At 41.6% G+C, this 20,904-nt stretch carries 17 protein-coding genes; 5 read left to right on the top strand and 12 right to left on the bottom strand.

Annotated elements, in window-relative coordinates:
- Positions 1-63 precede the first annotated feature (63 nt).
- Both P3J6_RS02380 and P3J6_RS02375 read right to left on the bottom strand, forming a co-directional pair.
- Positions 64-1,854, bottom strand: coding sequence for an alkaline phosphatase (locus tag P3J6_RS02380; protein ID WP_198522149.1), 1,791 nt, complete (start codon positions 1,852-1,854; stop codon positions 64-66).
- Between the two features lie 11 nt (positions 1,855-1,865).
- Positions 1,866-3,449, bottom strand: a complete 1,584-nt coding sequence (locus tag P3J6_RS02375) for an alkaline phosphatase (protein ID WP_138608663.1) — start codon at positions 3,447-3,449, stop codon at positions 1,866-1,868.
- Between the two features lie 314 nt (positions 3,450-3,763).
- Here P3J6_RS02375 and P3J6_RS02370 point away from each other — a divergent pair, with 314 nt between their 5' ends.
- Together P3J6_RS02370 and P3J6_RS02365 are read left to right on the top strand one after the other, a co-directional pair.
- On the top strand, positions 3,764-4,009 hold the full coding sequence (locus P3J6_RS02370) for a DUF3297 family protein (protein WP_008112798.1): 246 nt from the start codon (positions 3,764-3,766) through the stop codon (positions 4,007-4,009).
- A 168-nt stretch (positions 4,010-4,177) separates the two neighbouring features.
- Entirely contained in the window at positions 4,178-5,080 is a 903-nt protein-coding gene (locus P3J6_RS02365) for a homocysteine S-methyltransferase family protein (RefSeq protein WP_198522148.1), read from the top strand.
- An 85-nt stretch (positions 5,081-5,165) separates the two neighbouring features.
- Here P3J6_RS02365 and P3J6_RS02360 read toward each other — a convergent pair whose 3' ends face one another.
- Positions 5,166-5,582 carry a MerC domain-containing protein gene (locus P3J6_RS02360; protein WP_198522147.1) on the bottom strand — a complete coding sequence of 139 codons (417 nt, stop codon included), beginning with the start codon at positions 5,580-5,582 and terminating at the stop codon, positions 5,166-5,168.
- Entirely contained in the window at positions 5,582-6,073 is a 492-nt protein-coding gene (locus tag P3J6_RS02355) for a Fur family transcriptional regulator (RefSeq protein WP_033103593.1), read from the bottom strand. Before P3J6_RS02355 ends, P3J6_RS02360 begins: the two co-directional genes overlap by 1 nt.
- Positions 6,074-6,405: 332 nt before the next feature.
- Here P3J6_RS02355 and P3J6_RS02350 point away from each other — a divergent pair, with 332 nt between their 5' ends.
- The 3 genes from P3J6_RS02350 to P3J6_RS02340 all read left to right on the top strand — a co-directional run bounded on the left by P3J6_RS02350 (position 6,406) and on the right by P3J6_RS02340 (position 13,623).
- Positions 6,406-8,817 (top strand): TonB-dependent receptor, encoded by a 2,412-nt coding sequence (locus P3J6_RS02350; protein ID WP_198522146.1) that lies wholly within the window; start codon positions 6,406-6,408, stop codon positions 8,815-8,817.
- A gap of 32 nt (positions 8,818-8,849) precedes the next feature.
- Positions 8,850-10,247, top strand: a complete 1,398-nt coding sequence (locus tag P3J6_RS02345; RefSeq protein WP_198522145.1) for a 5-methyltetrahydrofolate--homocysteine methyltransferase — start codon at positions 8,850-8,852, stop codon at positions 10,245-10,247.
- Between the two features lie 154 nt (positions 10,248-10,401).
- Positions 10,402-13,623: a S41 family peptidase gene (locus tag P3J6_RS02340; protein WP_198522144.1), complete on the top strand. Its 3,222-nt coding sequence runs from the start codon at positions 10,402-10,404 to the stop codon at positions 13,621-13,623.
- Positions 13,624-14,032: 409 nt separating this feature from the next.
- Here the strand turns inward: P3J6_RS02340 and P3J6_RS02335 are convergent, their stop codons facing one another.
- From P3J6_RS02335 to P3J6_RS02300, 8 genes are all read right to left on the bottom strand, one after another.
- Positions 14,033-14,893 (bottom strand): energy transducer TonB, encoded by an 861-nt coding sequence (locus P3J6_RS02335; protein ID WP_198522143.1) that lies wholly within the window; start codon positions 14,891-14,893, stop codon positions 14,033-14,035.
- On the bottom strand, positions 14,890-15,294 hold the full coding sequence (locus tag P3J6_RS02330) for an ExbD/TolR family protein (protein WP_198522142.1): 405 nt from the start codon (positions 15,292-15,294) through the stop codon (positions 14,890-14,892). The genes P3J6_RS02335 and P3J6_RS02330 overlap by 4 nt, the downstream gene beginning before the upstream one ends.
- Positions 15,294-15,767, bottom strand: a complete 474-nt coding sequence (locus P3J6_RS02325; protein ID WP_198522141.1) for an ExbD/TolR family protein — start codon at positions 15,765-15,767, stop codon at positions 15,294-15,296. Before P3J6_RS02325 ends, P3J6_RS02330 begins: the two co-directional genes overlap by 1 nt.
- Positions 15,751-16,692, bottom strand: a complete 942-nt coding sequence (locus P3J6_RS02320) for a MotA/TolQ/ExbB proton channel family protein (RefSeq protein WP_198522140.1) — start codon at positions 16,690-16,692, stop codon at positions 15,751-15,753. Before P3J6_RS02320 ends, P3J6_RS02325 begins: the two co-directional genes overlap by 17 nt.
- Positions 16,693-16,766: 74 nt before the next feature.
- Positions 16,767-18,446: a PepSY-associated TM helix domain-containing protein gene (locus tag P3J6_RS02315; protein WP_198522139.1), complete on the bottom strand. Its 1,680-nt coding sequence runs from the start codon at positions 18,444-18,446 to the stop codon at positions 16,767-16,769.
- Positions 18,443-18,793 (bottom strand): hypothetical protein, encoded by a 351-nt coding sequence (locus P3J6_RS02310; RefSeq protein ID WP_198522138.1) that lies wholly within the window; start codon positions 18,791-18,793, stop codon positions 18,443-18,445. The genes P3J6_RS02315 and P3J6_RS02310 overlap by 4 nt, the downstream gene beginning before the upstream one ends.
- A gap of 27 nt (positions 18,794-18,820) precedes the next feature.
- Positions 18,821-19,174, bottom strand: a complete 354-nt coding sequence (locus P3J6_RS02305) for a DUF3325 family protein (RefSeq protein WP_198522137.1) — start codon at positions 19,172-19,174, stop codon at positions 18,821-18,823.
- An 8-nt stretch (positions 19,175-19,182) separates the two neighbouring features.
- Complete coding sequence (locus tag P3J6_RS02300; RefSeq protein WP_198522136.1) at positions 19,183-20,802, bottom strand: PepSY-associated TM helix domain-containing protein; 1,620 nt, start codon at positions 20,800-20,802, stop codon at positions 19,183-19,185.
- Positions 20,803-20,904 lie beyond the last annotated feature (102 nt).

Here is a 20,904-nt window from a genome sequence, read left to right as displayed (position 1 = left end):
ATGGCATTTGTATGACACAAAAAAGCCCGCACAGTGTGCGGGCTGTTTGTTTTGCTAGTTAATTTATTGCGCTACTTTTTCATCCGCCGCTTTTACAAAATCTGCGGCAAAGTCCATTACATGGAATAAAAAGCTTTGCTCATTAGTGCCTGTTACTAAATGAGCGCCAGGGCCCATTGCGTATACACCTACATCTTCACCCGCGTGGGTTTCTGAACTAAGAGGTACTAATGACTCTTGGTGAAAACCTGGTGTTGTTGTATCAACATTTGTTAAATCAACACGTCCTGTAACAGGTCCAGCTAAGTAAGAGGCGTCAGCATTAGTTTCATTGCCTAAGTTTCTGTAACCTAAACCATTGGTATAACCTACGGTGGTATAAGGCATATCGTCGGCGGCAAGGCTTGGCTCGGTTTGGCCTACACCAACCACTTTACCCAATATTGGGTTACCACGCTTAGGATAACCTGCAATGGTAAACACATGGCTATGATCGGCTGTGACCACGATTAATGTTTCTTCTGGGTTAGTACTGTCCATCGCCACTTTAACGGCTTTAGCAAATTCAATAGTATCGTTAAGCGCGTTATATGCATTGCCTGCGTGGTGCGCGTGGTCTATTCGTCCCGCTTCTACCGATAAGAAAAAGCCCTTATCGTTGTTATCAAGCACGTTAATTGCTTTTTCGGTCATTTGCGAAAGCGAAGGCTCGCCCGCTACATCGTTTGCGCGGTCGGCTTCGTATTGCATGTGGGATTCGTTAAATAAGCCAAATACCTTTGTTGCATCGTCGCTAATGGCATCAAAACCAGTTTGATCCATTACATAGTTGCCGTTAGGATAAGTTGTTTGCCATTCGGTAACTAAGTTACGGCCATCTGTACGATCCCCTTCAACCGCGCTCATTGCATCACTTGAATTAGCCGCGGCATCTTTTGGTAAAAAGTGACGACGACCGCCCCCCATTACTACGTCTATGCCATCTACATCAATACCTGCAAAACGTGCTTCTAGGTTGGCTTCAAAGTTAACAAGCTGCGATGCAATGTCTTCACAAGCATCTGAACCTGCTGGCATATCTGAGTTATCTTCCCAGTTACGATCAGCCGATTTAGCATACGTTGCCGCTGGCGTTGCATGGGTAATGCGCGCCGTTGAAATAAGGCCGGTTGCTTTACCTGCAATTTCGGCAAGCTCAAGCGAAGACACCAGTTCGTTACCGGCAACGGTTGAACAGTTGCCGCGCTCAATATCTTCGTCTACACCAATGACGCCTACATCGGTTTTAACACCTGACACCATAGCCGTCATTGTGCCTGCAGAGTCGGGGGTTTGTGCATCTACATTATAAGTTTTAACAAAGCCTGAGTAAGGCATGGTTTCAAAGCTAAGTTGATAATCTTCACCCATGCCGCCCTCAAGCTGGCCAGCTAAAATACGTGCAGCCGTAACGGTAGAAATACCCATGCCGTCGCCTACAAATAAAATCACGTTTTTAGCCTTACCCGACTCAGTAACCACCTCGGTATTAGCTTGCTGCGTTGCTGCTAACTTAGTTTGCGCGTCGCTATACCATGCGTTACCTGTAAGGTTAGCTAATTGATCTGTAGTTAACGACGTTGCCGGCGCATTACACACTAGGTTAGATGAGTTAACTTCGTCGCTATCTAGCTGGCCATTTTCGTTAGTATCTACGCCCACTTGCGTTTCTACACCGCCATTAATACATTGCGCTGAGCCCACAGCTATTGCGTTATCTACTGCGATAATGTTGTTATTACTTTTATCGTCATCACTTGAACAACCCGCTAGCGCGACCATTACTGCTAAAGAAAGTACTGTTAATTTTTTCATATTCGCCGCCATTATTGCTGAGTTAATTCAAGTGCTTGGTTAATTAGATGAAATACAACGTTTTGCTCAATTACACCTTGAGCAAGTTGTGCACCAGGGCCTTTAGCATGCAATGAAATATCTTCACCAGCATGCGTTTCAGAGCCTAGTGGTACGGTTGTTTCTTGGTGAAAACCAGGGGTTGTTGTATCAACGCCGTTTAGCTCAACACGCCCAGCGACTGGGCCGCTTAAGTACGCTGCATCGGCATCAGTTTCATCACCTAAGTCTCTAAAACCCAGTCCATTTGCATAACCTACCGTGGTGTATGGCATATCGTCGGCAGCAAGGCTTGGCACTGTTTGACCTACAGCAACTACTTGACCTAAAATTGGGTTACCGCGTTTAGGGTAACCAGCAATAGTAAATACGTGACTGTGATCGGCAGTGACTAAAATAAGGGTTTCTTCTGGGTTGGTATTATCGATTGCCGCTTGCACTGCATTGGCAAATTCAATGGTGTCGTTAAGTGCGTTGTAAGCGTTACCCGCATGATGTGCGTGGTCAATTCGGCCCGACTCAACCGTTAAGAAAAAGCCATTTTCGTTTTTACCCAGTACATCAATCGCTTTAGTCGTCATGTCGGTAAGTGAAGGCTCACCTGCCACGTCATTACTGCGGTCGGCTTCGTATTGCATGTGAGATTCGTTAAATAAACCAAATACTTGGGTTACATCGTCAGCAATAGCATCAAACCCAGCTTGGTCCATAACGTACGTTGCATTTGGATATTGTGTTTGCCACTCAGTTACAAGATTGCGCTCATCAGTACGATCACCTTCAACAGCGCTCACTGCGTCACTTGAATTAGCCGCAGCATCTTTTGGTAAAAAGTGACGACGACCGCCGCCCATTACAAAATCAAGGCCGTCTACATCAATACCTACAAAGCGCGCTTCTAGATTTTTTTCAAAGTTAACTAGCTGTGAGGCAATATCTTCACAGCCTTCTGAGCCCTCGGGCATATCTGAGATATCTTCCCAGTTACGATCTGCCGATTTAGCATACGTTGCCGCTGGCGTTGCATGAGTAATACGTGCGGTAGAAATAACACCTGTTGCTAGGCCTTTAATTTCAGCCAGTTCTGTTGCTGTTAAAAGCTCGTTTCCTGCAACTGTTGAGCACACACCGCGTTCAATGTCTTCGTCTACACCAATCACGCCTACATCAGTTTTAACACCTGAGATCATCGCTGTCATTGTGCCTGCAGAATCGGGAGTTTGTGCATCTACGTTGTAGGTTTTAACTTGTGCAGAATATGGAAATTCTTCAAAACTTAAATAGCCTTCTTCACCTGGGTTACCTGCTCGTTGGCCTTTTAAAATTCGCGCTGCCGTTAGGGTAGAAATACCCATGCCGTCACCAACAAATAAAATCACGTTTTTTGCTTTTGTAACTTGTGCACTTTGTGCTTGGGTGTTTTTAGTAGCTAACGTAGTTTGTGCATTTGTATACCAGTTATTATTTATTTGGCTTTGTGGTAATACATTTGCATGGCTAGCAGCGCTTAACATAAATGTTAGCCCAACCGCCGCAGCGACTTTTTTAATTTTCATCCTAATTCCTGTTATGTAGTGGTTATTTTAAAAAGTGTGAACTCAAAAACATCAACCGCTGCACTATAGGAAATAGATGTTACTAATAAAGGTAATTTTAATGACAAGAAGGTGACAGCCAAATTTTATATCAATAAAACCTCTTTTGTATTTTCACCGACTGCTTAACCCTTTTCATAATATATGTAACAGCCCTATAAAAGCACATCACAATATAAATATAATAAAGCCGCTTAGTTTATTGATCTCTTGCTTGAGCATAAGCCTGCTATTGCCTACAATAGCGCATAATTAATTCAACGCAGATCACTATTATGACTGATACAAACAAACCAGAATTGCCTAATCAACTGTCTATTAACCCACGTAGCAAATTTTATGTAGAAGAAGTATTTGAACATGAAATCGGTATTACTCTTAACGGTAAAGAGCGTTTTGACGTTGAAGAATACTGCATCAGCGAAGGTTGGATTAAAGTAGCAGCGCCTAAAGCGCTAGACCGTCGCGGTCAGCCATTACTTATGAAAGTAAAAGGCACTGTAGAAGCGTTTTATAAGTAATAGCTTACTTATAAAAAGAACAGCGACACCTCACTGGGTAGTCGCTTTTTTTGTGCCTGTTTAAAGCATGTTGAACTTTTTTCATACTCAACCTGATGAAGTTTCATTATGAATTGTCAAAAAATATGTTTGAATAACCTTAAATATTTAGACGTTTAGAAGTCCATTATGAGCAGGTTAACAATATTAGATGGCGGCATGGGCCGTGAACTTAAACGCATGGGCGCGCCGTTTTCACAGCCACTTTGGAGTGCGCAAGCTCTAATAGAAGCACCACAATGCGTAACTCAAGCACATGAAGCTTTTATAAATGCAGGGGCAGAAATTATTACGGTAAATAGCTATGCGTGTGTCCCCTTTCATTTAGGTGAAGCATTATATCAAGCACAAGGCGCAGCACTTGCACAGCAAGCTGCTGTAATTGCAAAAGAAGCGGCTCAAAACGCTAAACAAAACGTGCTAGTAGCGGGTTCATTGCCACCCGCATTTGGATCGTACCGTGCTGATTTTTTCCAAGGTGAACGCGCATTTACTATTTTAGATACCCTATATAAAGCACAAGATGAATATGTCGATATTTGGATTGGCGAAACTATTTCCAGTATTGAAGAAGCTCATGTAATGGCAAGGGTGCTTAAAAATTCAAACAAACCATGTTATTTCGCATTTACCTTAAGTGATGAAGTAAGCGAACAAGCAACATTACGCTCTGGTGAATTAGTATCCGATGCTACCTTAGCATTGCTCGAACATAATATAGCGGGCATATTCTTCAACTGCTCTATTCCCGAGGTCATTGAACAAGCGCTACGCGACACAAGTACTGTGCTAAAACAGCAGAATAAAAATATTGATTTAGGGGCCTTTGCGAATGGCTTTACACCAATAGCCAGCGACTATAAAGCCAATGAAGGCTCGCAAGGTTACCGCGATTTATCACCTGCTGAGTATGTAGCATTTGCTAAACAATGGCATAGCCTAGGCGCAACAATTATTGGCGGCTGCTGTGGTATTGGCCCCGAATTCATTGCAGCATTGGTAAAGTGGAAAAGGGATATTAAAGAGTTTTAATATCCCTTATTTAACTACAAAAATATAGAGAAACCTTAAAAGCTGAAATGATTAATTCCCAATACCTAATCGAGCCCTTGTATTGCTAGGCTACTTGGTCAGATCCACCTGCTGAACACGGGCATTTTTCGTCATGCTTTTTAAAACACTGTTGGTAATTAAGCCAATGAGCTAACGCGATAAAAGCAGAGCCAATTAAAGTGAAGGTTTTTTCGGCCACTTCATGGCCTAATAATACTGCAGTTATCAAAAAGACTAGACCAACAACTCCACACGCCATATAACGTATACGTTTGTGCTTTTTACAGCCTAAGCTCAAAGCTAATAAGCTTGTTGGTAATACTACAGCAAGAACCCATAAGTGAAACTGTTCAGCATTTATTTGTAGTACAGCAAAGCTTGGCAACAGCGCTAAAATAACCGGTGTTGCAAAACAATGTACCGTGCACATTAACGAAAGCCCAATGGCAAGCTTATCTGCTGTTGTTTGAGTCAGCTTCATTATTTATCCTTCTTTTTAATTGTGTTAGCGGTACTTTGCTGGCACCCAAAACAAACACCTGAGATTTCTAATTGCGAAGTTGCTGGCGTAAACCCTTTCATTTTCAGTTCCCTAAACAAAGATTTAACCGAATTGTTAAGGTCATTCACCTCACTTGCTTTATTACAAGAGCTACAAATTAAAAACATCGATAGTTGATGCTCTCTATCATCATTAACGTGACTGCACGGTATAAACTTATTTTCTAACTTTAATCTATGTACCAGACCTACCGACTCTAAAAAACCTAATATCCGATAAACGGACATTGCCAAAATCGGTGTATTTATTTGCTTATTAAATTGATCTGTTAACTCATAAGCAGACAAAGGTTTATTTGCTTTCAATAGAATTTCAAATACCTGCTGACGTTTTGGCGTTAATTTTTTTTCAAAGGCTTCACATCTTTTTATCGCAAAGCCCATCATCTCTTTAAATTGCTGCTTATTCATATTACCCACTCTAATGTAGTGGGCTGATGTTTTAACTTTGCCATCCTTGTTGCTCAATGCCTCCGCTGTGGTTTTACCTAAAAATTTATTAACTAGAGCTAAATAAATGTAACAACTAACTTTTGCTTTACAGCAAACAGCTCCCCCACGAACAACACCTAAACAATAACAGAAACACTTAACGCACTGAATTTAAATAAAAATTAAACGTAAGTTATGTAGGTGAAGTAGCCAAATTATATATCCTGAGTGATTTTTAGTTAATTAACTATTGATACAATATAACATTTCAAGCACAATTGATACAATATAACATTCGCAAAGGAATTCAAATGACACGAAAATCTCAATTAGCTTTGTTTATAGCAGCCCTACTACCAACAAATGCACTTGCAAATACCATCGAAGGTGTTGTTCTAAACAACCAAGGTAAAGTGGTGACTAACGCAACTGTAGAAGTTGAAGGCTCAGATATAACAGCAGTAACAGATGCAAGCGGTAAGTTCGTAATAACTGATTTAAAAAGTGGTTTAAAAGAACTTCATATTACCGCCCCTGGTTATGCCCATCTGCATCGAGATATCACATTTAGTGATGATAAAAGCCAGTCAATTACCTTTAACTTAGAACGTTCACCCATTGAAGTAATTGATATTGAAGCGACGCCTATTCACATGTCGGCAATGGAATCCTCGTCTCCCGTTAGCGTGTTATCTGGCGAACAATTAAGACGGCAGCAAGCTGCAACCCTTGGCGATAGCCTTGAAAAACTCCCGGGGGTTAATACTAACTTTCATGCAAAAGTAGCCAGTACTCCTATTATTCGTGGCTTAAGCGGGCCGCGTGTTCTAATTACTCAAAACGGCCTTGATGTCAGTGATGTTTCTCGCGTTGGCCCTGATCACTCCGTTGCATCAGAGGCATCAACCGCAAAAAAAATCGAAGTATTACGTGGCCCTGCCACATTATTTTATGGCAGCGGCGCCATTGGTGGTGTGGTTAATGTAGTTGATAATCGGGTGCCTACCGACAGCACAACTCGCGGCGAATGGAACCTTGAGCACAACTCTGTTGATAACCAAAAAGTAGCCTCGTTTAACGCTACTACAGGAACTGATTCTCTTGCATTTTATGCCGATGCGTTCTGGCGTGAAGCCGATGACTATGAAATACCCGTGGCCGCTGAATTTGCCCATAATGACCATAACCATGAAGAACATAGTGGCGATTACACCGTTGCAAATAGTAATGAAGAGTCTGACGGCTTTACCTTAGGTACTAGCTATCTATTTGATCAAGGTTTTGTAGGTATAGCTGTTGAGCAATTTAATCGTCAATACGGCATTCCAGGCCATACTCATGGCGGCGAAGATGAGCATAGCGACGACGAAGAAAATGTATATGCTGACTTAGAGCAAACTAAGGTGCAATTATTAGGCGAGTATAACCTCGATAATAAATGGCTTAATAAAATAAACCTGCGCGCAGGTTTTACAGATTACGAACATGCTGAAATTGAACATGGCGCAGTGGGTACCACGTTTGAAAATGAAACCAATGAGTTACGCGTAGACTTAATGCATAACCCGTTTGCGCAGTGGAATGGTGGTTTGAGCTTTCATTACAAACACAGTGATGTTGAAGCGCAAGGCTCTGAGGCATTCACACCACCGTCACAAACACAAAGCTTTGCTATAGCACTGATGGAAGAAAGACACTTTGGTGACTTTTTAGTGCAATTAGGTGGCCGAGTTGAGCGGGTAACTATTGATGCAGACAACGTACTATTACCAAACATTGATGCACACGCACATGATGAAAATGTTGATCATGAGCACAGCCACGAAGAACACACTGATATCATTCGCGTATTTGATGTAGAGCAAGAGTTTACTCCAGTCAGTTTATCAACTGGTGTGGTGTGGGATTTTGCACCTAGTTACAACTTGGGTTTATCGGTATCTCGTTCTGAGCGTGCCCCTTCTGCCTCAGAGTTATTATCATTCGGGCCTCATATAGGCACAGCCACTTATGAAGTAGGCGCACTATTTGATATTCATGAAGACGGCCATTTTGGTTTATCTGAGCAAGCGCTTGACCTAGAAACAGCAAACAATATTGATTTAACGTTTCGTAAAACCCAAGGTGATATCGGTTTCATTCTTAATGCTTTCTACAACCAAGTCGACAATTATTATTACCAAATCGACACAGGCCTATACGCCGAAAGCGGCCACGACCATGGTGATGAGCATAATCATGACCACGGTGACGAGCATGATCACTCATCTGAACTCCCAGTTTATTTATTTAAAACAGATGACGTAATTTTACATGGCTTTGAAGCCCAATTTGCATGGCAGTTAACCGATGAGTTTAAAGTTGATTTATTCTCAGATTACGTTCGTGCACGTCTTAAAGACGGTGGCGATTTACCACGCACACCACCGCTACGTTTTGGTACTGAGTTTAGCTACCAAACAAATAAGCTGAGTGCGCACCTCCACGTAACTCGCTATCAAGAGCAAGACCGCACAGCACCAGAAGAAACAGCTACAAACGGCTATACCATGCTTGATGCCAGCGTTTCATATGACTTATCAGTGCTAAATCAAGATGTGTCTGTGTATCTACGAGGCACTAACTTAACAGACACAGAAGCGCGCGTGCATAGCTCATTTTTAAAGAATATAGCGCCACGTCCAGGTCGTAGCTTTGCACTAGGTATTCGCGGTTACTTTTAAGCGCTAAAAAATTATAAATAAAGGAAATTAACATGACTAAACTATTCAAATTAAAATTAATTGCACTGGCAATAAGCAGCACATTAATCACCGCTTGTGGTGATGCAGAAACAAACATTGTCGAAAAAGACCCAATAGAAGTACCTGATGACGGCCACGATCATGGCGATGGTGGCGACCACGGTGATAAATACACTATTGATTCATTAGGTAGGCTTGCGATACTTGCTGGCGATAGCAACGAAGCGAACTTTTTCGACTTAGACGACAATGAGCTTCTTGATACATTCACTCTTACTAATGATTCAAACACGCTATCGTCGTCGCCTGACTTTCGTTATGCCGTGATTGCTAGCCGCGCTCAAGATTACCTCGGCTTTATAGACGGTGGCTTATGGCGTGAAGATCACGGCGCACACCTTCATGATTACGAACAAAGCCCTGAGTTTAGCAGTTATGAGCTAACTAGCGGCAGTCGCCCTACTCACTTGGTAAAGCACGATGGTAAATTAGCGGTATTTTATGATGGTGATGCAGCATCAGGCACAATTGCGTCTGTTGAAGTATTAACAGATAACGACATAACAAACGCAACAGCGACCTTACCTGGTATTAGTTACGACATTAATATGCATGGTGTAGCAGAGCCGCGTGGTGAGCACTTATTAGCGACCATTCGCCGCGATGATGCTCAAAGTACATCAAACGCTAAAATCCTGCCTGACCAAGTGGGGGTTTATCACTTTCATGATGGCGAATACGAACTTGAACAAACGCTAGAACTTACATGCCCTGATTTACACGGCGCAGCACAAAACCATGACTATGTGGCATTTGGCTGTAGCGATGGTGTGTTATTAGCCCACCAGCACGATGATGAATACGAAGCTGAAAAAATAGCGAACATTGCAGCCGTTGGCGATTTACGTATTGGTAGTATTTATGGCCACGAAGATAGCGAGACATTTATTGGCGTAGCGTCTGGTCACGGTGGCGGCCCTGCTGTGATCGTGAGTATAAATCCTGCAAAAGCTGAAATGGAAGAATTAGAATGGCAGCTAGCCGATGGCGCAAGCGCTGTTTCTTACTCTTTCTCAGCGAATGGCGAGCACTTTTTAGTTTTAGACAGCTTAGGCTTTTTAAACGTACTTGAGGCACATGCGCACGACGGCGAAATGCACTGGGAGCTAGCAGGCCAAGTTGATATCACGCAAGAAGACGTAACAACCATGCCGGAAGGCATGAAGTTTAGTATGACAGTGGCGCAAAACGGTCAGTTTGCTTACGTAGCCGACCCAATAGCCCAACACGTTGTAAAAGTACACCTAGAAGACTTAGAAATTGAAGGTGAACTAGAACTTACATTCCCACCAGCCGCGATCACTTGGTTAGGTATTGCACAAGAGGAAGAGCACGACCACGTACATTAATTTTACGCTTTAAAAAGAGTACTCCCTTGAAGGTTGGCATTTTAATGCCAACCTTTTTTATTCACATTTTGTAACAGACCTTTTATCGTAAGTGCATCGCTATTTTGCACCTTATTGTTATGATGGGATAGCTATTAATATAGGATGTAATTCCATGAAAAAACTAACAACATTGGCTCTTGCCTTGGCTGCAGCAATCGCGCCGGGTGTATCGGCCTATGAGACTAAAGACACTCGTTTACTCCGCTTTCCTGATATCCATAACCAAACCGTTACCTTTGTCTACAGTGGCGATATTTATATTGCGAATACGCAAACAGGCGAAAGCAAACGCTTAACCGACCATATTGGCTTTGAAACATTTCCTAAGTTTTCCCCTGACGGTAAGCGCATTGCATTTTCAGCCGAGTATAACGGTAGCCGACAAATTTATGTGATCAACAGCGACGGTTCAAACCTAAAGCAACTTACTTATTATAATGACGTTGGCCCAATGCCACCGCGTGGAGGTTTTGATTACCGCGTTTTAGATTGGACCGCCGATGGTAAAAATGTGGTATTTAGAGCTAACCGCACACCATGGGGAAAACGTATGGGCCGCCCTTACATGGTTCCTGCAGATGGCGGACTTGAACAGCCATTAGCGATTCCAGAAACTGGTGGCGGCATGCTATCTCCAGATGGCAGCAAGTATGTTTATACGCCAATTGACCGAGAGTTTCGTACGTGGAAACGTACTCGTGGTGGTCGTGCGCAAGATGTATGGATTTATGATTTAGAAAAAAACACCTCAGAACAACTAACTACAAACCGTGCAACCGACCAGCAACCAACTTGGGTTGGTGACGATATTTACTTTGTGTCTGACCGTGATTACACGCTAAACCTTTACCAGTACCGCAAAGGCAGCGAACCAAAAAAACTTACCAACTATAAAAACTTTGACGTACTTTGGCCTTCAGCGGGCCCAAATGCGATTGTTTATGAAAACGGCGGTTATTTATATCGCTTTGACGCAAAAACACAAAAAAGCGCTAAGCTAAGCATTAACATTGCTGGCGTGCGCCAATACGCAATGCCGTATAGCAAAAATGTTAGCGATTTTATTGATTCTATGTCGCTCTCTCACGATGGTAAACGTGCTGTATTTACTGCCCGTGGTGAGCTGTTTAGCGTACCAATTAAACAAGGGCCTACACGCAACTTATCTTACACAGAGAAAAGCCGCGAAATAGATGCAAGCTGGTCACCAAATGGGCGCTACATAGCCTACATGAGCGATGAAAGCGGCGAGTACGAAATTTACTTAAAAGATCGCAGTAAAAATAATGCTATTAAGCAACTCACTAGCAATGGCACTATTTGGCGCTTTACGCCCATTTGGTCACCAGATAGCTCTAAGTTGTTGTTTTCAGATAAAAACAACACACTTTGGTGGTTAGATGCAAAATCGGGCAAGCAACACAAAATTGATACCGGTATTTATGACGAAGACGGCATTACTCAATATACTTGGTCGCCTAACAGCCAAGACATTGTATTTGTTAAAAATAACGAAAACCGTTATGCCTCACTGTGGCACTACAACCTTAAAAAAGAAAAGGTGACGCGCCTAACAGACGAAATGAGTAACGAGCAAAACCCAACCTTTTCGCCAGATGGCCAATACCTTTACTTTAGCTCTGAGCGCGACTTTAACCTTGCGTTTAGCAGTTACGAGTTTGACTACATGTTTAACCGCGCCACCCGTATTTATGCGGCCGCAGTAAACGACAGTGTTAAACCGCTTATTGCCTTACAAAGTGATGAAACCACGATTGTCCAAGATAAAGAAGATGAAAAAGAAGACGACAAAAAAGTTAAAAACGCACTGCAAAGCAGCGACTTTATGCAGCGTGTTACCGCTCTTAACGCGCCAGCGGGCGATTACCGTGGCTTAACCGCAGTAAAAGACGGCGTACTGACGCTTGCTAATGGCGCATTACAACTTATAGGTACCGAGCACGACAGTGAGCTAGAAACAGTCGCTAAAGGTGTTAGCAATTACACTATATCGAGCAACAGCGAACACCTACTTGTACACACAAGTGGCGGTTACAGCTTAATAGAGCCTAAACCAAAGCAAGACCTAGACGCAAATAAGCTCGATTTAAGCAAAATGACGCTTAAAATTAATCCGCAAGCAGAGTGGCAACAAATGTATGTTGAGGGTTGGCGTACACTGCGTGACTGGTTCTACGATGAAAACCACCACGGTCAAGATTGGAATGCTATTTTAGCAAAGTACCAACCTATGGCTGATGCCATTAGCCATCGTAGCGATCTTGATTATGTTCTTAGCGAAATTGCCGGTGAAATTAACTCTGGCCATATTTATGTGCAGTCGGGTGATATGCCTAAAGCAGAGCGTAAAAACCATGGTTTATTAGGCGCTAAGCTTGCAAGCGATCCATCTGGTTATGTAAAAATAGAACAAATCTTTAAAGGTGAAAACTGGCATGACGATTTCCGTTCACCGCTTGGCACTACAGGCGTAAAAGCACATAACGGCAATTACATTATTGCGGTAAATGGCCGCTCAGTAAAAGACGTTGCTAACTTTTACGAACTACTTGAAAACACCCAAGGTGAGCAAGTAGAGTTAGTGCTAAACAACAAGCCGCGTAGCAAAGGCGCATGGCAAATAACTGTAAAACCGATAGCAAGTGAGCAAGGCCTACGTTATTTAGACTGGGTTAATTCGCGTGCAGCCTACGTTGATAAGCTATCAAGTGGGCGTATTGGCTATGTGCACCTGCCAAATACAGCCTATGAGGGCAACCGCGCCATGTTTAAAAACTACATGCCGCAAACAACCAAAGATGCCATGATTATTGATGACCGTTACAATGGCGGCGGTTTTATTCCTGAGCATATGATCACTTGGCTTGCGCGTAAACCGCTTAACTATTGGAAACGCCGTGGTGTAGAGCCAACTAAAACACCGCAGTTTGCACACAATGGTCCTAAAGCCATGCTAATAAATGGCTATTCAAGTTCTGGTGGTGACGCAATTCCTTACTACTTCCGCCAGGCTGGTCTAGGTAAGCTAATTGGTACCCGTACATGGGGTGGTTTAATTGGTATTTCTGGTAATCCAAGCCTTGTAGACGGCGGACAAGTAATTGCTGCTACATTCCGTATTTTAGATACAAAAGGTAACTGGATCATAGAAAACGAAGGTGTTGCACCAGATATTAAAGTAATCGATCGTCCAGAGCTTATTTATAAAGGCCAAGATCCATCAATAGAACGTGCTGTACAAGAGTTATTAAAGGAGCTTAAAGAAAATCCTAAACAACCCTTAGTGATACCACCAGCACCTTCTAAGTTTTAATTTGCTGCATAGCAATATTAGCTAGGACGTGTTGATCTTTGATGGTTTAATTTGCAGCAGTGTGTTTGGTTTTTAGGCAAGGCAGAGCCTATGAAGTGTGGTTATTCCCCATAAATAGGCGATAACGCAGCATAAATACCAAGCATGCGCTGCCCTTCGGGTTCTGCCTAGGGGCGATAAACTCTTTGTTACTCGGTTTTTACTTAGCCCACTAGGTTACAAACCTCGCGCCGCGATTAAATTGCCCCTAGTTTGAACAAATATTAATCCGCAAAGGTCAACAGACCCTAGTTTATGTAAATTTAAATCCTGATGAGTCAATCGTCACTAAATTAGCTAAAAGTGTCTAAATGATATAAAACCCGTAACTAATTTAATTACGGGTTTGTTCATTATACAAGTAAGAATATTACCTTATAAAAAATTCAACCGGTACAACAAGCTCAAGGCTATTACCTTCAATATCATTCGGAATACCAGGTAGTGGTTGCGCGCGCGCTAACATTTTGAGAGCTTCATCATCCAACGCAGAGTAACCCGATGTTTGCTCTATACGACTTGTAATAATAATACCGTCACGATCAACTATAAAGTATACGATTACTGTGCCTTGCTGGCGCCTACTTCTAGCCATTCTTGGGTATTCTTTGTGCTTTTCTAACCATGTTAATAAGGTTGCTGCATAATTTTTTTTGTATGCAAAGCTAGTATTAATAGCTTCCTTATTAAGGCTGGTGCTTTGATTATTCATAGTAACTTTTTTATTACTGGAAACAATACTCTCTGCTTTTATTGCTAAGTTTGCAGACTCTGTAGCTTGGACTGGTTTTTCTTGGGGTTTAGGTTCTGGTTTAAGTTTTGGTTTGCGCTCAGCCTTAGGTTGCGGTTTAGGCTCTGGTTTAAGCTTTGGTTTGCGCTCAGCCTTAGGTTGCGGTTTAGGCTCTGGTTTAAGCTTTGGTTTGCGCTCAGCTTTAGGTTCTTTAGGCTCCGGTTTAAGCTCTGGTTTGCGCTCTACCTTAGGTTCTGATTTAAGCTCAATCTTATCTTTATTTGCAGCACTTACCGAAGAGCTAGTCAGGTCACTTTTTTCAATATGCTGCGGCCCTAACGAAATCTCTACTCCTAAGTTAGCACTAGCTTGCGTGCTATTTTGCTGGACAACGGATGGCGAATAAAAAATTAAAAAAAATAGTATTAAATGTACTAAAGCTGCAAGTAAAAGTGCCCCAAGCCAAGCCCATACACTTAACTTTAAAATTGTACCTTTCATTGCTGCGCCTGCTCAGTCAGTAATTGTAATTTTTTGACGCCGATACTATATAACTCATGTGTAAAGCTTACTAAATGATTTCCAACAAGGTCTGCATCCGCTTTTATAGTGATCTCAGCATTAGGACTACGCTTAATGATATCTGTAATCTCGGTAAGTAAATCCAGCTCTGATAACGGCTGATTATCTAACGCAAAATGACCTTTTTTATTCATTAACACAACAATTGTTTCTACCTCTTGCGCTGTTTCACTACTCGAAGTGGGAGGAGTAATATCAAATGGCTCTGTTGCGCTTAAACTACCTGCGATCATAAAAAAAATAAGTAATAAAAAGACTAAATTAATTAGCGGTAAAATACGCTCTTCAGTTTGATCTGGACGTCGTTCAGGGAAGTGCATTAAAGCACCTCCAAGGGCATATTGGCACGTATCTTAGTTTGCTTACTTGCCTGCCATGTTGGGTCTTGAACTAACTGTAGAGGTGCGATCCCTTGAGCATTTAATTCATCTAAAATGTCGATCAATGCCTGCACCGGAGTGTCACCTAAAGGTTGTAGAATTATTGCTTGTTCACTCGGCTTTACTTTGGCTTGCTTTAACAAACTACTAAGCGTAATTTCGCTGTTGTTAAGTAACAGCTTATCGGTGGCCACTTGCACTAAAAACGGGGGTAAATCTGTTGTTAAAGAGCCACCTGCATTGCTACTGCTACTATTTACTTCAACGCTATGCCATTTTGTAAAACTCGAAGCTAACATAAAAAATATGAGCAAAATAAATACCACGTCAATTAACGGCGTCAGGCTCACCAAGGTCTTTCGTTTTGCCTGTTTAGCTGATAATGCTGGAAATTGATTATACGCTTTTTGCATGCTCAGCCTGCATTGAATTAACCTGCGAAAGCACTGCACTCTTTTGCTGTGCGCTGCCCTGATATAAAGCTTCGCATCCTTGCTGCGACAAATCAGTGATAAATACTTGTGTTAATAAATTGTCCATTTCGTGTGCTAAATGGTCTACTTGGCGTTCTAAATAATTTAATAGCGCCACCACAGGTATAGCCACACACAATCCCACAGCCGTTGTCAGTAGCGCCTCCCAAATACCACCAGATAAAATAGCAGGATTCACTTTATTACCTGCATCTTCTAATTGCTGGAACGCTGAAATCATACCCAACACTGTGCCTAATAGGCCAAGCAATGGCGACAAAGAAGCAATGACTTCTAACGGACGAAAGCCACGTCTTAAACGAAAAAGCGTATCACTACCAAACCTAAGAACGTCCTCACGTATCGCAGGCTCGGCAACATTGTGTGTAATTCCCCTAAACGCACGCGCCATTGCAAGCGTTATTGGGTTTGGATGTCTATCAGCTAAATTCAGTGCATCTTCACATTTTCCTTGCTGCCATAAAGCAAGTGCTCGCTTTGCAGATTGGCGTTGCCAAATACGTGCTTTTTGAAACTGTATAAGCTTTATTAAGATAATAGTTAATGCAATAACCGACATCGATAGTAATATTAATACTACAGCACCGCCTGTATTTATAAGTTCTATAGCCGTGCTGTACCAAGAAGGTGTGTTCATAACGTCAACATCGGCTATTGTATTTTCTTTCACATCTTTTGTTATATCAGCTACAGCTGAATCAAACTCTAAAGGTGCGGTCTCACTGATACTAGTTTCATTATTAATTGCAGAAGTAACTTGGCTATTATCTATACTGGCCGAATCCTGAGATAAACAGGTAAATGGAAATAGTACAAATATGAGCAAATAGAATTTTAATTTCATCAACGGTCTCAACTTTTAATTTTATCAATTTTTTATTTACCTACCTTTAGGTAAGCAAAAATAATTACAACTACCTAACGACCAATATTTAACTTTAAATTGGCTGACAACTTTCGCGCTGCAAAAATTGCGATTGCAGCACTACTAATTAGCAACAAATCAATGGTTGCAACTGGCCAATAAGTATCTTTAAATAAAGTTTTAATTAGGTGATCTCCAGTGGTGAGCCAGTTCAATATAACCGCTGAAATGGCAATAAAAGCGATTGCCCAGCATTGCTCACCCCACGCCTTAATATAACCACTGCGCTTATTAATAAGCACCCTGATCACGCCATGCAAAACACAACACATCCACACACTAAAAAACACGTACACTTCAAGATCACGAACTAAAACTCCAGCAAAATGCACTGAGTTATTAAATAGCCGGTTTGCGACTAAAAAAGCCCCCGTTGCGACAATAATCCCCATAACTGCGCTTAGGTTATGAACATTCATAAAACAGATACTAAAACGTGTGCCATCATGTTTTTGATTACGAGCTTGTGTCCAATGCATCAGTCCAGTGGCTATCAGCACACACGCTCCAAGCCCTGCAATAAAGTAAAACCAACGTAATGGCCAATGATCAAACTGCACATAATGCATACCCGCTATAAAATTAAATACATTAGTAACTGAGGACGACTCAAAGTGGTCAAGATCTGCACCAGTTGCAACAGAAAACCGTCGGTTATCCATATTTTGTGCAACACTTTTATCACTACTTAAGCGAAGCGCAATCACACCTTCTGCATCCGCTGGATTACTTACCCGCACCATATAAACAGCACCACGGCCCAACTCTTCTTCAGTGGCAGTTATTAAAGGATCAATAGATGTAATGGTTGCAAATTCGCCGGACGCTTTAGGAGTGACTCGCCCTTGTGACTCACCAATAAAACGCCGCCTCGCAGGCGAATTACCTGCACCTTCTCTGGCTTTAGGGGTTTTACTTTTATTATCGATTTTCTGCCGCAAGGGCGTTATTTCTTTAGCCGGAGTTTTCTGCGTATATGCTGCTGATTGTGGGTGCATTTGCTCATATACAGCATCGGGGGCTTTCGGAAAATAAATTAAGTGCGCAATCATTAATCCAGACAAAGTAATGACTAAGGTAAACGGCAACAGTAAAACCCCGGTTAGATTATGCGCATCAAGGTTACCTCGGCTAAAGCTACGCCACACTCTAAAGGAAAAGAAATCTGTAAATAATCTACGATGTATCACTATTCCAGAAACCAAAAGACACAACATGCCAATGCTTGCAATACCCACCAGCCAAGCACCAATATTGCTTTTGCGTAACGTAAGGTTATGATGAAATGGGTAAATGAAGCGACTTGCACCTCGCGTATTAGATGCATGAAGCTGATCTAAAGTAACTGGGTGAAAACTATTCCGCTTAGCTATATGAGATTCTTTAGTATCATAACCCAGCCCTACAAAAGGCTTGCGCTCAGAAGGAAGTACGATACTCCATGCTGTAGCGCTTTTAGATAGACTATTGAGTAAAGGAACAATATCGCGATCAACAGATAATTTAGGTGCTGTATCCATATTAATTCGCGTTTGCGGCATCATCCAGCGATCTATTTCTTTATCGAATACTGATAGCGTGCCGGTCCAAAAAATAGCAAACAGTAAACCACTTAACAGCAGGCCTGCCCAAGTATGCAGGGCACTCATGCTAAATCTAAATCCAGTTTTCATACCAACGCCCCAGCTAACCAAGCTGTAACCAAGGTTATACCTGTAAAGCAGATTACTTTTACCCAGGTTAATAACGTATTTCCTCGAGAAAAAGCCCACATTAAAATAACCGGCAAGTAGATAAAGCCTGTCATACTTGCAACAACAACAGCATCAGTCCACGCCATACCTAAATGAAAAAGCACCGTCCCCGTAATATTTACAAGCTGCGAGCTGCTAATATAACAAAGCAAGCAAATAACAATTGAATGCAACACCATACAGATACTATAAAGCCATTTATAAACAGCCATAGTGTGCTTAACGCGATTATTTAGATCAGTTATCACTGAGTCTTTTACGACCATTTTTTTCACCTAAAACTAAAAGTAACATTACGGTTTATTGGTTTTTTCCACTGCGTTAGCAAAATGAAAGTACGATATAACATTGTTGATATAGCTCAATAAACTTGGGCACCACACCAAAGAAAATGCGACTAGAATCGCCGCCAAACTTAATATTAAAACCCACACCAACGCGCCAAAACTAAAGCCATCATTAAACAACGCTATAATTAATGACAATGCCACCATAACCATGCCAAAAAAACGCTGTGTTCTAACCATCTCTTGGCTTGGAAAGGGTCCACCAATAACAGTACGCCAATGCTGAGTTTGACTAATAGCCCAACAACTAAGGCCAACATAAGCACAGACAAACGACGCGATTAATCCGATGTGCATCATAAAATTCTTCAAAACCTCTCTTGATAATGAGCTCGTAACTTTACGCTAGCCCAAAAAGCACTGGCAGCCGCGATTAGTAGCACCAAGTCTGTAGCCGCTACAGGCCAGTAAGTATCTGTAAATACTGTTTTAATAAGGCTATCGCCTGTTCCCATCCAGTTTAAAATAACGGCACAAACAGCAACAACAGCAATAAATCCACTTTGTTGTGCCCAAGCCCTTAAATATCCATATGATCTATCTCGTAAAACACTTAGCAAAGCATGCAACAAGCTAAGTAACCAAACGCTGAAAAATGCATATATTTCAGCTTTATCTCCCATAATAGTATCCAAATATGGGGATATATCCCTTACTCTGTTAGTAAGTAAAAACACACCTGTTGCAGCAATAACGCCGGTTATAACCGCAATATTATGCACACTCATTAGAGCAACATTAAGAGGAGGGGTTAGGTAATTTTTATTACTCGCGGTGGTCCAATGTAATAAGCCCGTAGCAATTAATAAACAGCTACCTAAACCAGCAAAAAAATACAACCAACGAAGTGGCCAGTGATCAAATTGGATATAGTGTATGCCACTAATAAAGTTCCAAATGCCAACAGCTTGCGAGCCGGTAAATGACCTTTTAGGTTCCCCTGTCATGGTATTAAAACGCTTATGATCATTACTTTTTGTAACCGAATCATCACTATGTCTTCTAAACACAACAGAGCTATTAGTATCACCAGGGTGATTTACTCGTACTAAATAAACGCTTCCTTCACCCCAATCTAATTCAGCCTTTAAGATCATCTGTTCAATAGAGGAAAAATGACCTTTTTCTCCGCTGGCAGACTCACGAATATGACCAAGCACCTTTGCTGAAAATAAACGCTGAGCGTCTTTTTCATTCGCGGTCTTATTACCATTCTCAACACTAATAGCTTGCTGATAAACGCGACTAATTAATTGAGGAAAATAGATTTGCTGTAAAATAATCAACCCTGACAACGTTATAACAAGAGTAAATGGTAGTAACACAACCCCCGTTAAATTATGCAGATCTAAATTAGCTCTGCTGAACTTACGAAATAAACGCAAAGAAAAAAAATCGGTAAATATTCGCCGATGAATAACAATGCCTGAAACTAACAGACAGAGCATTGCAATACTTGCAATCCCTACCAGCCATGCCCCTAAATCATCTTTACGCAGCGTCAAGTTATGATGGAAAGGGTAAATAAAGTTACTAGCATTAGGCCTGTTCGCATTTGTTAATGATGCAAGCGTAACTGGATGAAAATACTTCCGAACATGGCGACGAGGCTTTTTATATGAAGCTGCTTTGATTACATATGGTATACGCTTACGCGGTAACACAATTGTCCAGTAAGCAGCTGCATTTTGCTGCTCACTCAATGACTGAATAATATCTTTATCTACCGATAACGAAGGTGTTACTTTCGTTAAGTTAATGCGAGTATCTGGCATCATCCAGCGGTCTATTTCTTTGTCAAATACAGACAAAGTACCAGTCCAAAATATTGCAAAAATAAGCCCACTTAAAATCAGCCCCGCCCATGTATGAACAGGACCCATTCTTACTCGTATGCTAAGCTTTTTGTTTACTGCTTTTCTACTCATGCGAAAGACCGATTAATTAACCAGTCTAATGGCAATAAAATCAAATTTTTAGGGCATAACATTATTAATGTGCAAGTAACGCCACATAGTATATTCAATAAA

It is taken from the genome of Pseudoalteromonas sp. 3J6 (genome assembly GCF_903995135.1).
In the GTDB taxonomy this organism is placed as follows: domain Bacteria; phylum Pseudomonadota; class Gammaproteobacteria; order Enterobacterales; family Alteromonadaceae; genus Pseudoalteromonas.
Note: the sequence above shows the minus strand (reverse complement) of the source record. Positions and strands in the feature narration are given on the sequence as shown.

What these genes read in the sequence shown, in the direction of transcription:
- P3J6_RS02380 (WP_198522149.1), bottom strand. Translation starts at nt 1,854, where the DNA reads ATGAAAAAATTAACAGTACTTTCTTTAGCAGTAATGGTCGCGCTAGCG.
- P3J6_RS02375 (WP_138608663.1), bottom strand. Translation starts at nt 3,449, where the DNA reads ATGAAAATTAAAAAAGTCGCTGCGGCGGTTGGGCTAACATTTATGTTA.
- P3J6_RS02370 (WP_008112798.1), top strand. Translation starts at nt 3,764, where the DNA reads ATGACTGATACAAACAAACCAGAATTGCCTAATCAACTGTCTATTAAC.
- P3J6_RS02365 (WP_198522148.1), top strand. Translation starts at nt 4,178, where the DNA reads ATGAGCAGGTTAACAATATTAGATGGCGGCATGGGCCGTGAACTTAAA.
- P3J6_RS02360 (WP_198522147.1), bottom strand. Translation starts at nt 5,582, where the DNA reads ATGAAGCTGACTCAAACAACAGCAGATAAGCTTGCCATTGGGCTTTCG.
- P3J6_RS02355 (WP_033103593.1), bottom strand. Translation starts at nt 6,073, where the DNA reads ATGAATAAGCAGCAATTTAAAGAGATGATGGGCTTTGCGATAAAAAGA.
- P3J6_RS02350 (WP_198522146.1), top strand. Translation starts at nt 6,406, where the DNA reads ATGACACGAAAATCTCAATTAGCTTTGTTTATAGCAGCCCTACTACCA.
- P3J6_RS02345 (WP_198522145.1), top strand. Translation starts at nt 8,850, where the DNA reads ATGACTAAACTATTCAAATTAAAATTAATTGCACTGGCAATAAGCAGC.
- P3J6_RS02340 (WP_198522144.1), top strand. Translation starts at nt 10,402, where the DNA reads ATGAAAAAACTAACAACATTGGCTCTTGCCTTGGCTGCAGCAATCGCG.
- P3J6_RS02335 (WP_198522143.1), bottom strand. Translation starts at nt 14,893, where the DNA reads ATGAAAGGTACAATTTTAAAGTTAAGTGTATGGGCTTGGCTTGGGGCA.
- P3J6_RS02330 (WP_198522142.1), bottom strand. Translation starts at nt 15,294, where the DNA reads ATGCACTTCCCTGAACGACGTCCAGATCAAACTGAAGAGCGTATTTTA.
- P3J6_RS02325 (WP_198522141.1), bottom strand. Translation starts at nt 15,767, where the DNA reads ATGCAAAAAGCGTATAATCAATTTCCAGCATTATCAGCTAAACAGGCA.
- P3J6_RS02320 (WP_198522140.1), bottom strand. Translation starts at nt 16,692, where the DNA reads ATGAAATTAAAATTCTATTTGCTCATATTTGTACTATTTCCATTTACC.
- P3J6_RS02315 (WP_198522139.1), bottom strand. Translation starts at nt 18,446, where the DNA reads ATGAAAACTGGATTTAGATTTAGCATGAGTGCCCTGCATACTTGGGCA.
- P3J6_RS02310 (WP_198522138.1), bottom strand. Translation starts at nt 18,793, where the DNA reads ATGGTCGTAAAAGACTCAGTGATAACTGATCTAAATAATCGCGTTAAG.
- P3J6_RS02305 (WP_198522137.1), bottom strand. Translation starts at nt 19,174, where the DNA reads ATGATGCACATCGGATTAATCGCGTCGTTTGTCTGTGCTTATGTTGGC.
- P3J6_RS02300 (WP_198522136.1), bottom strand. Translation starts at nt 20,802, where the DNA reads ATGAGTAGAAAAGCAGTAAACAAAAAGCTTAGCATACGAGTAAGAATG.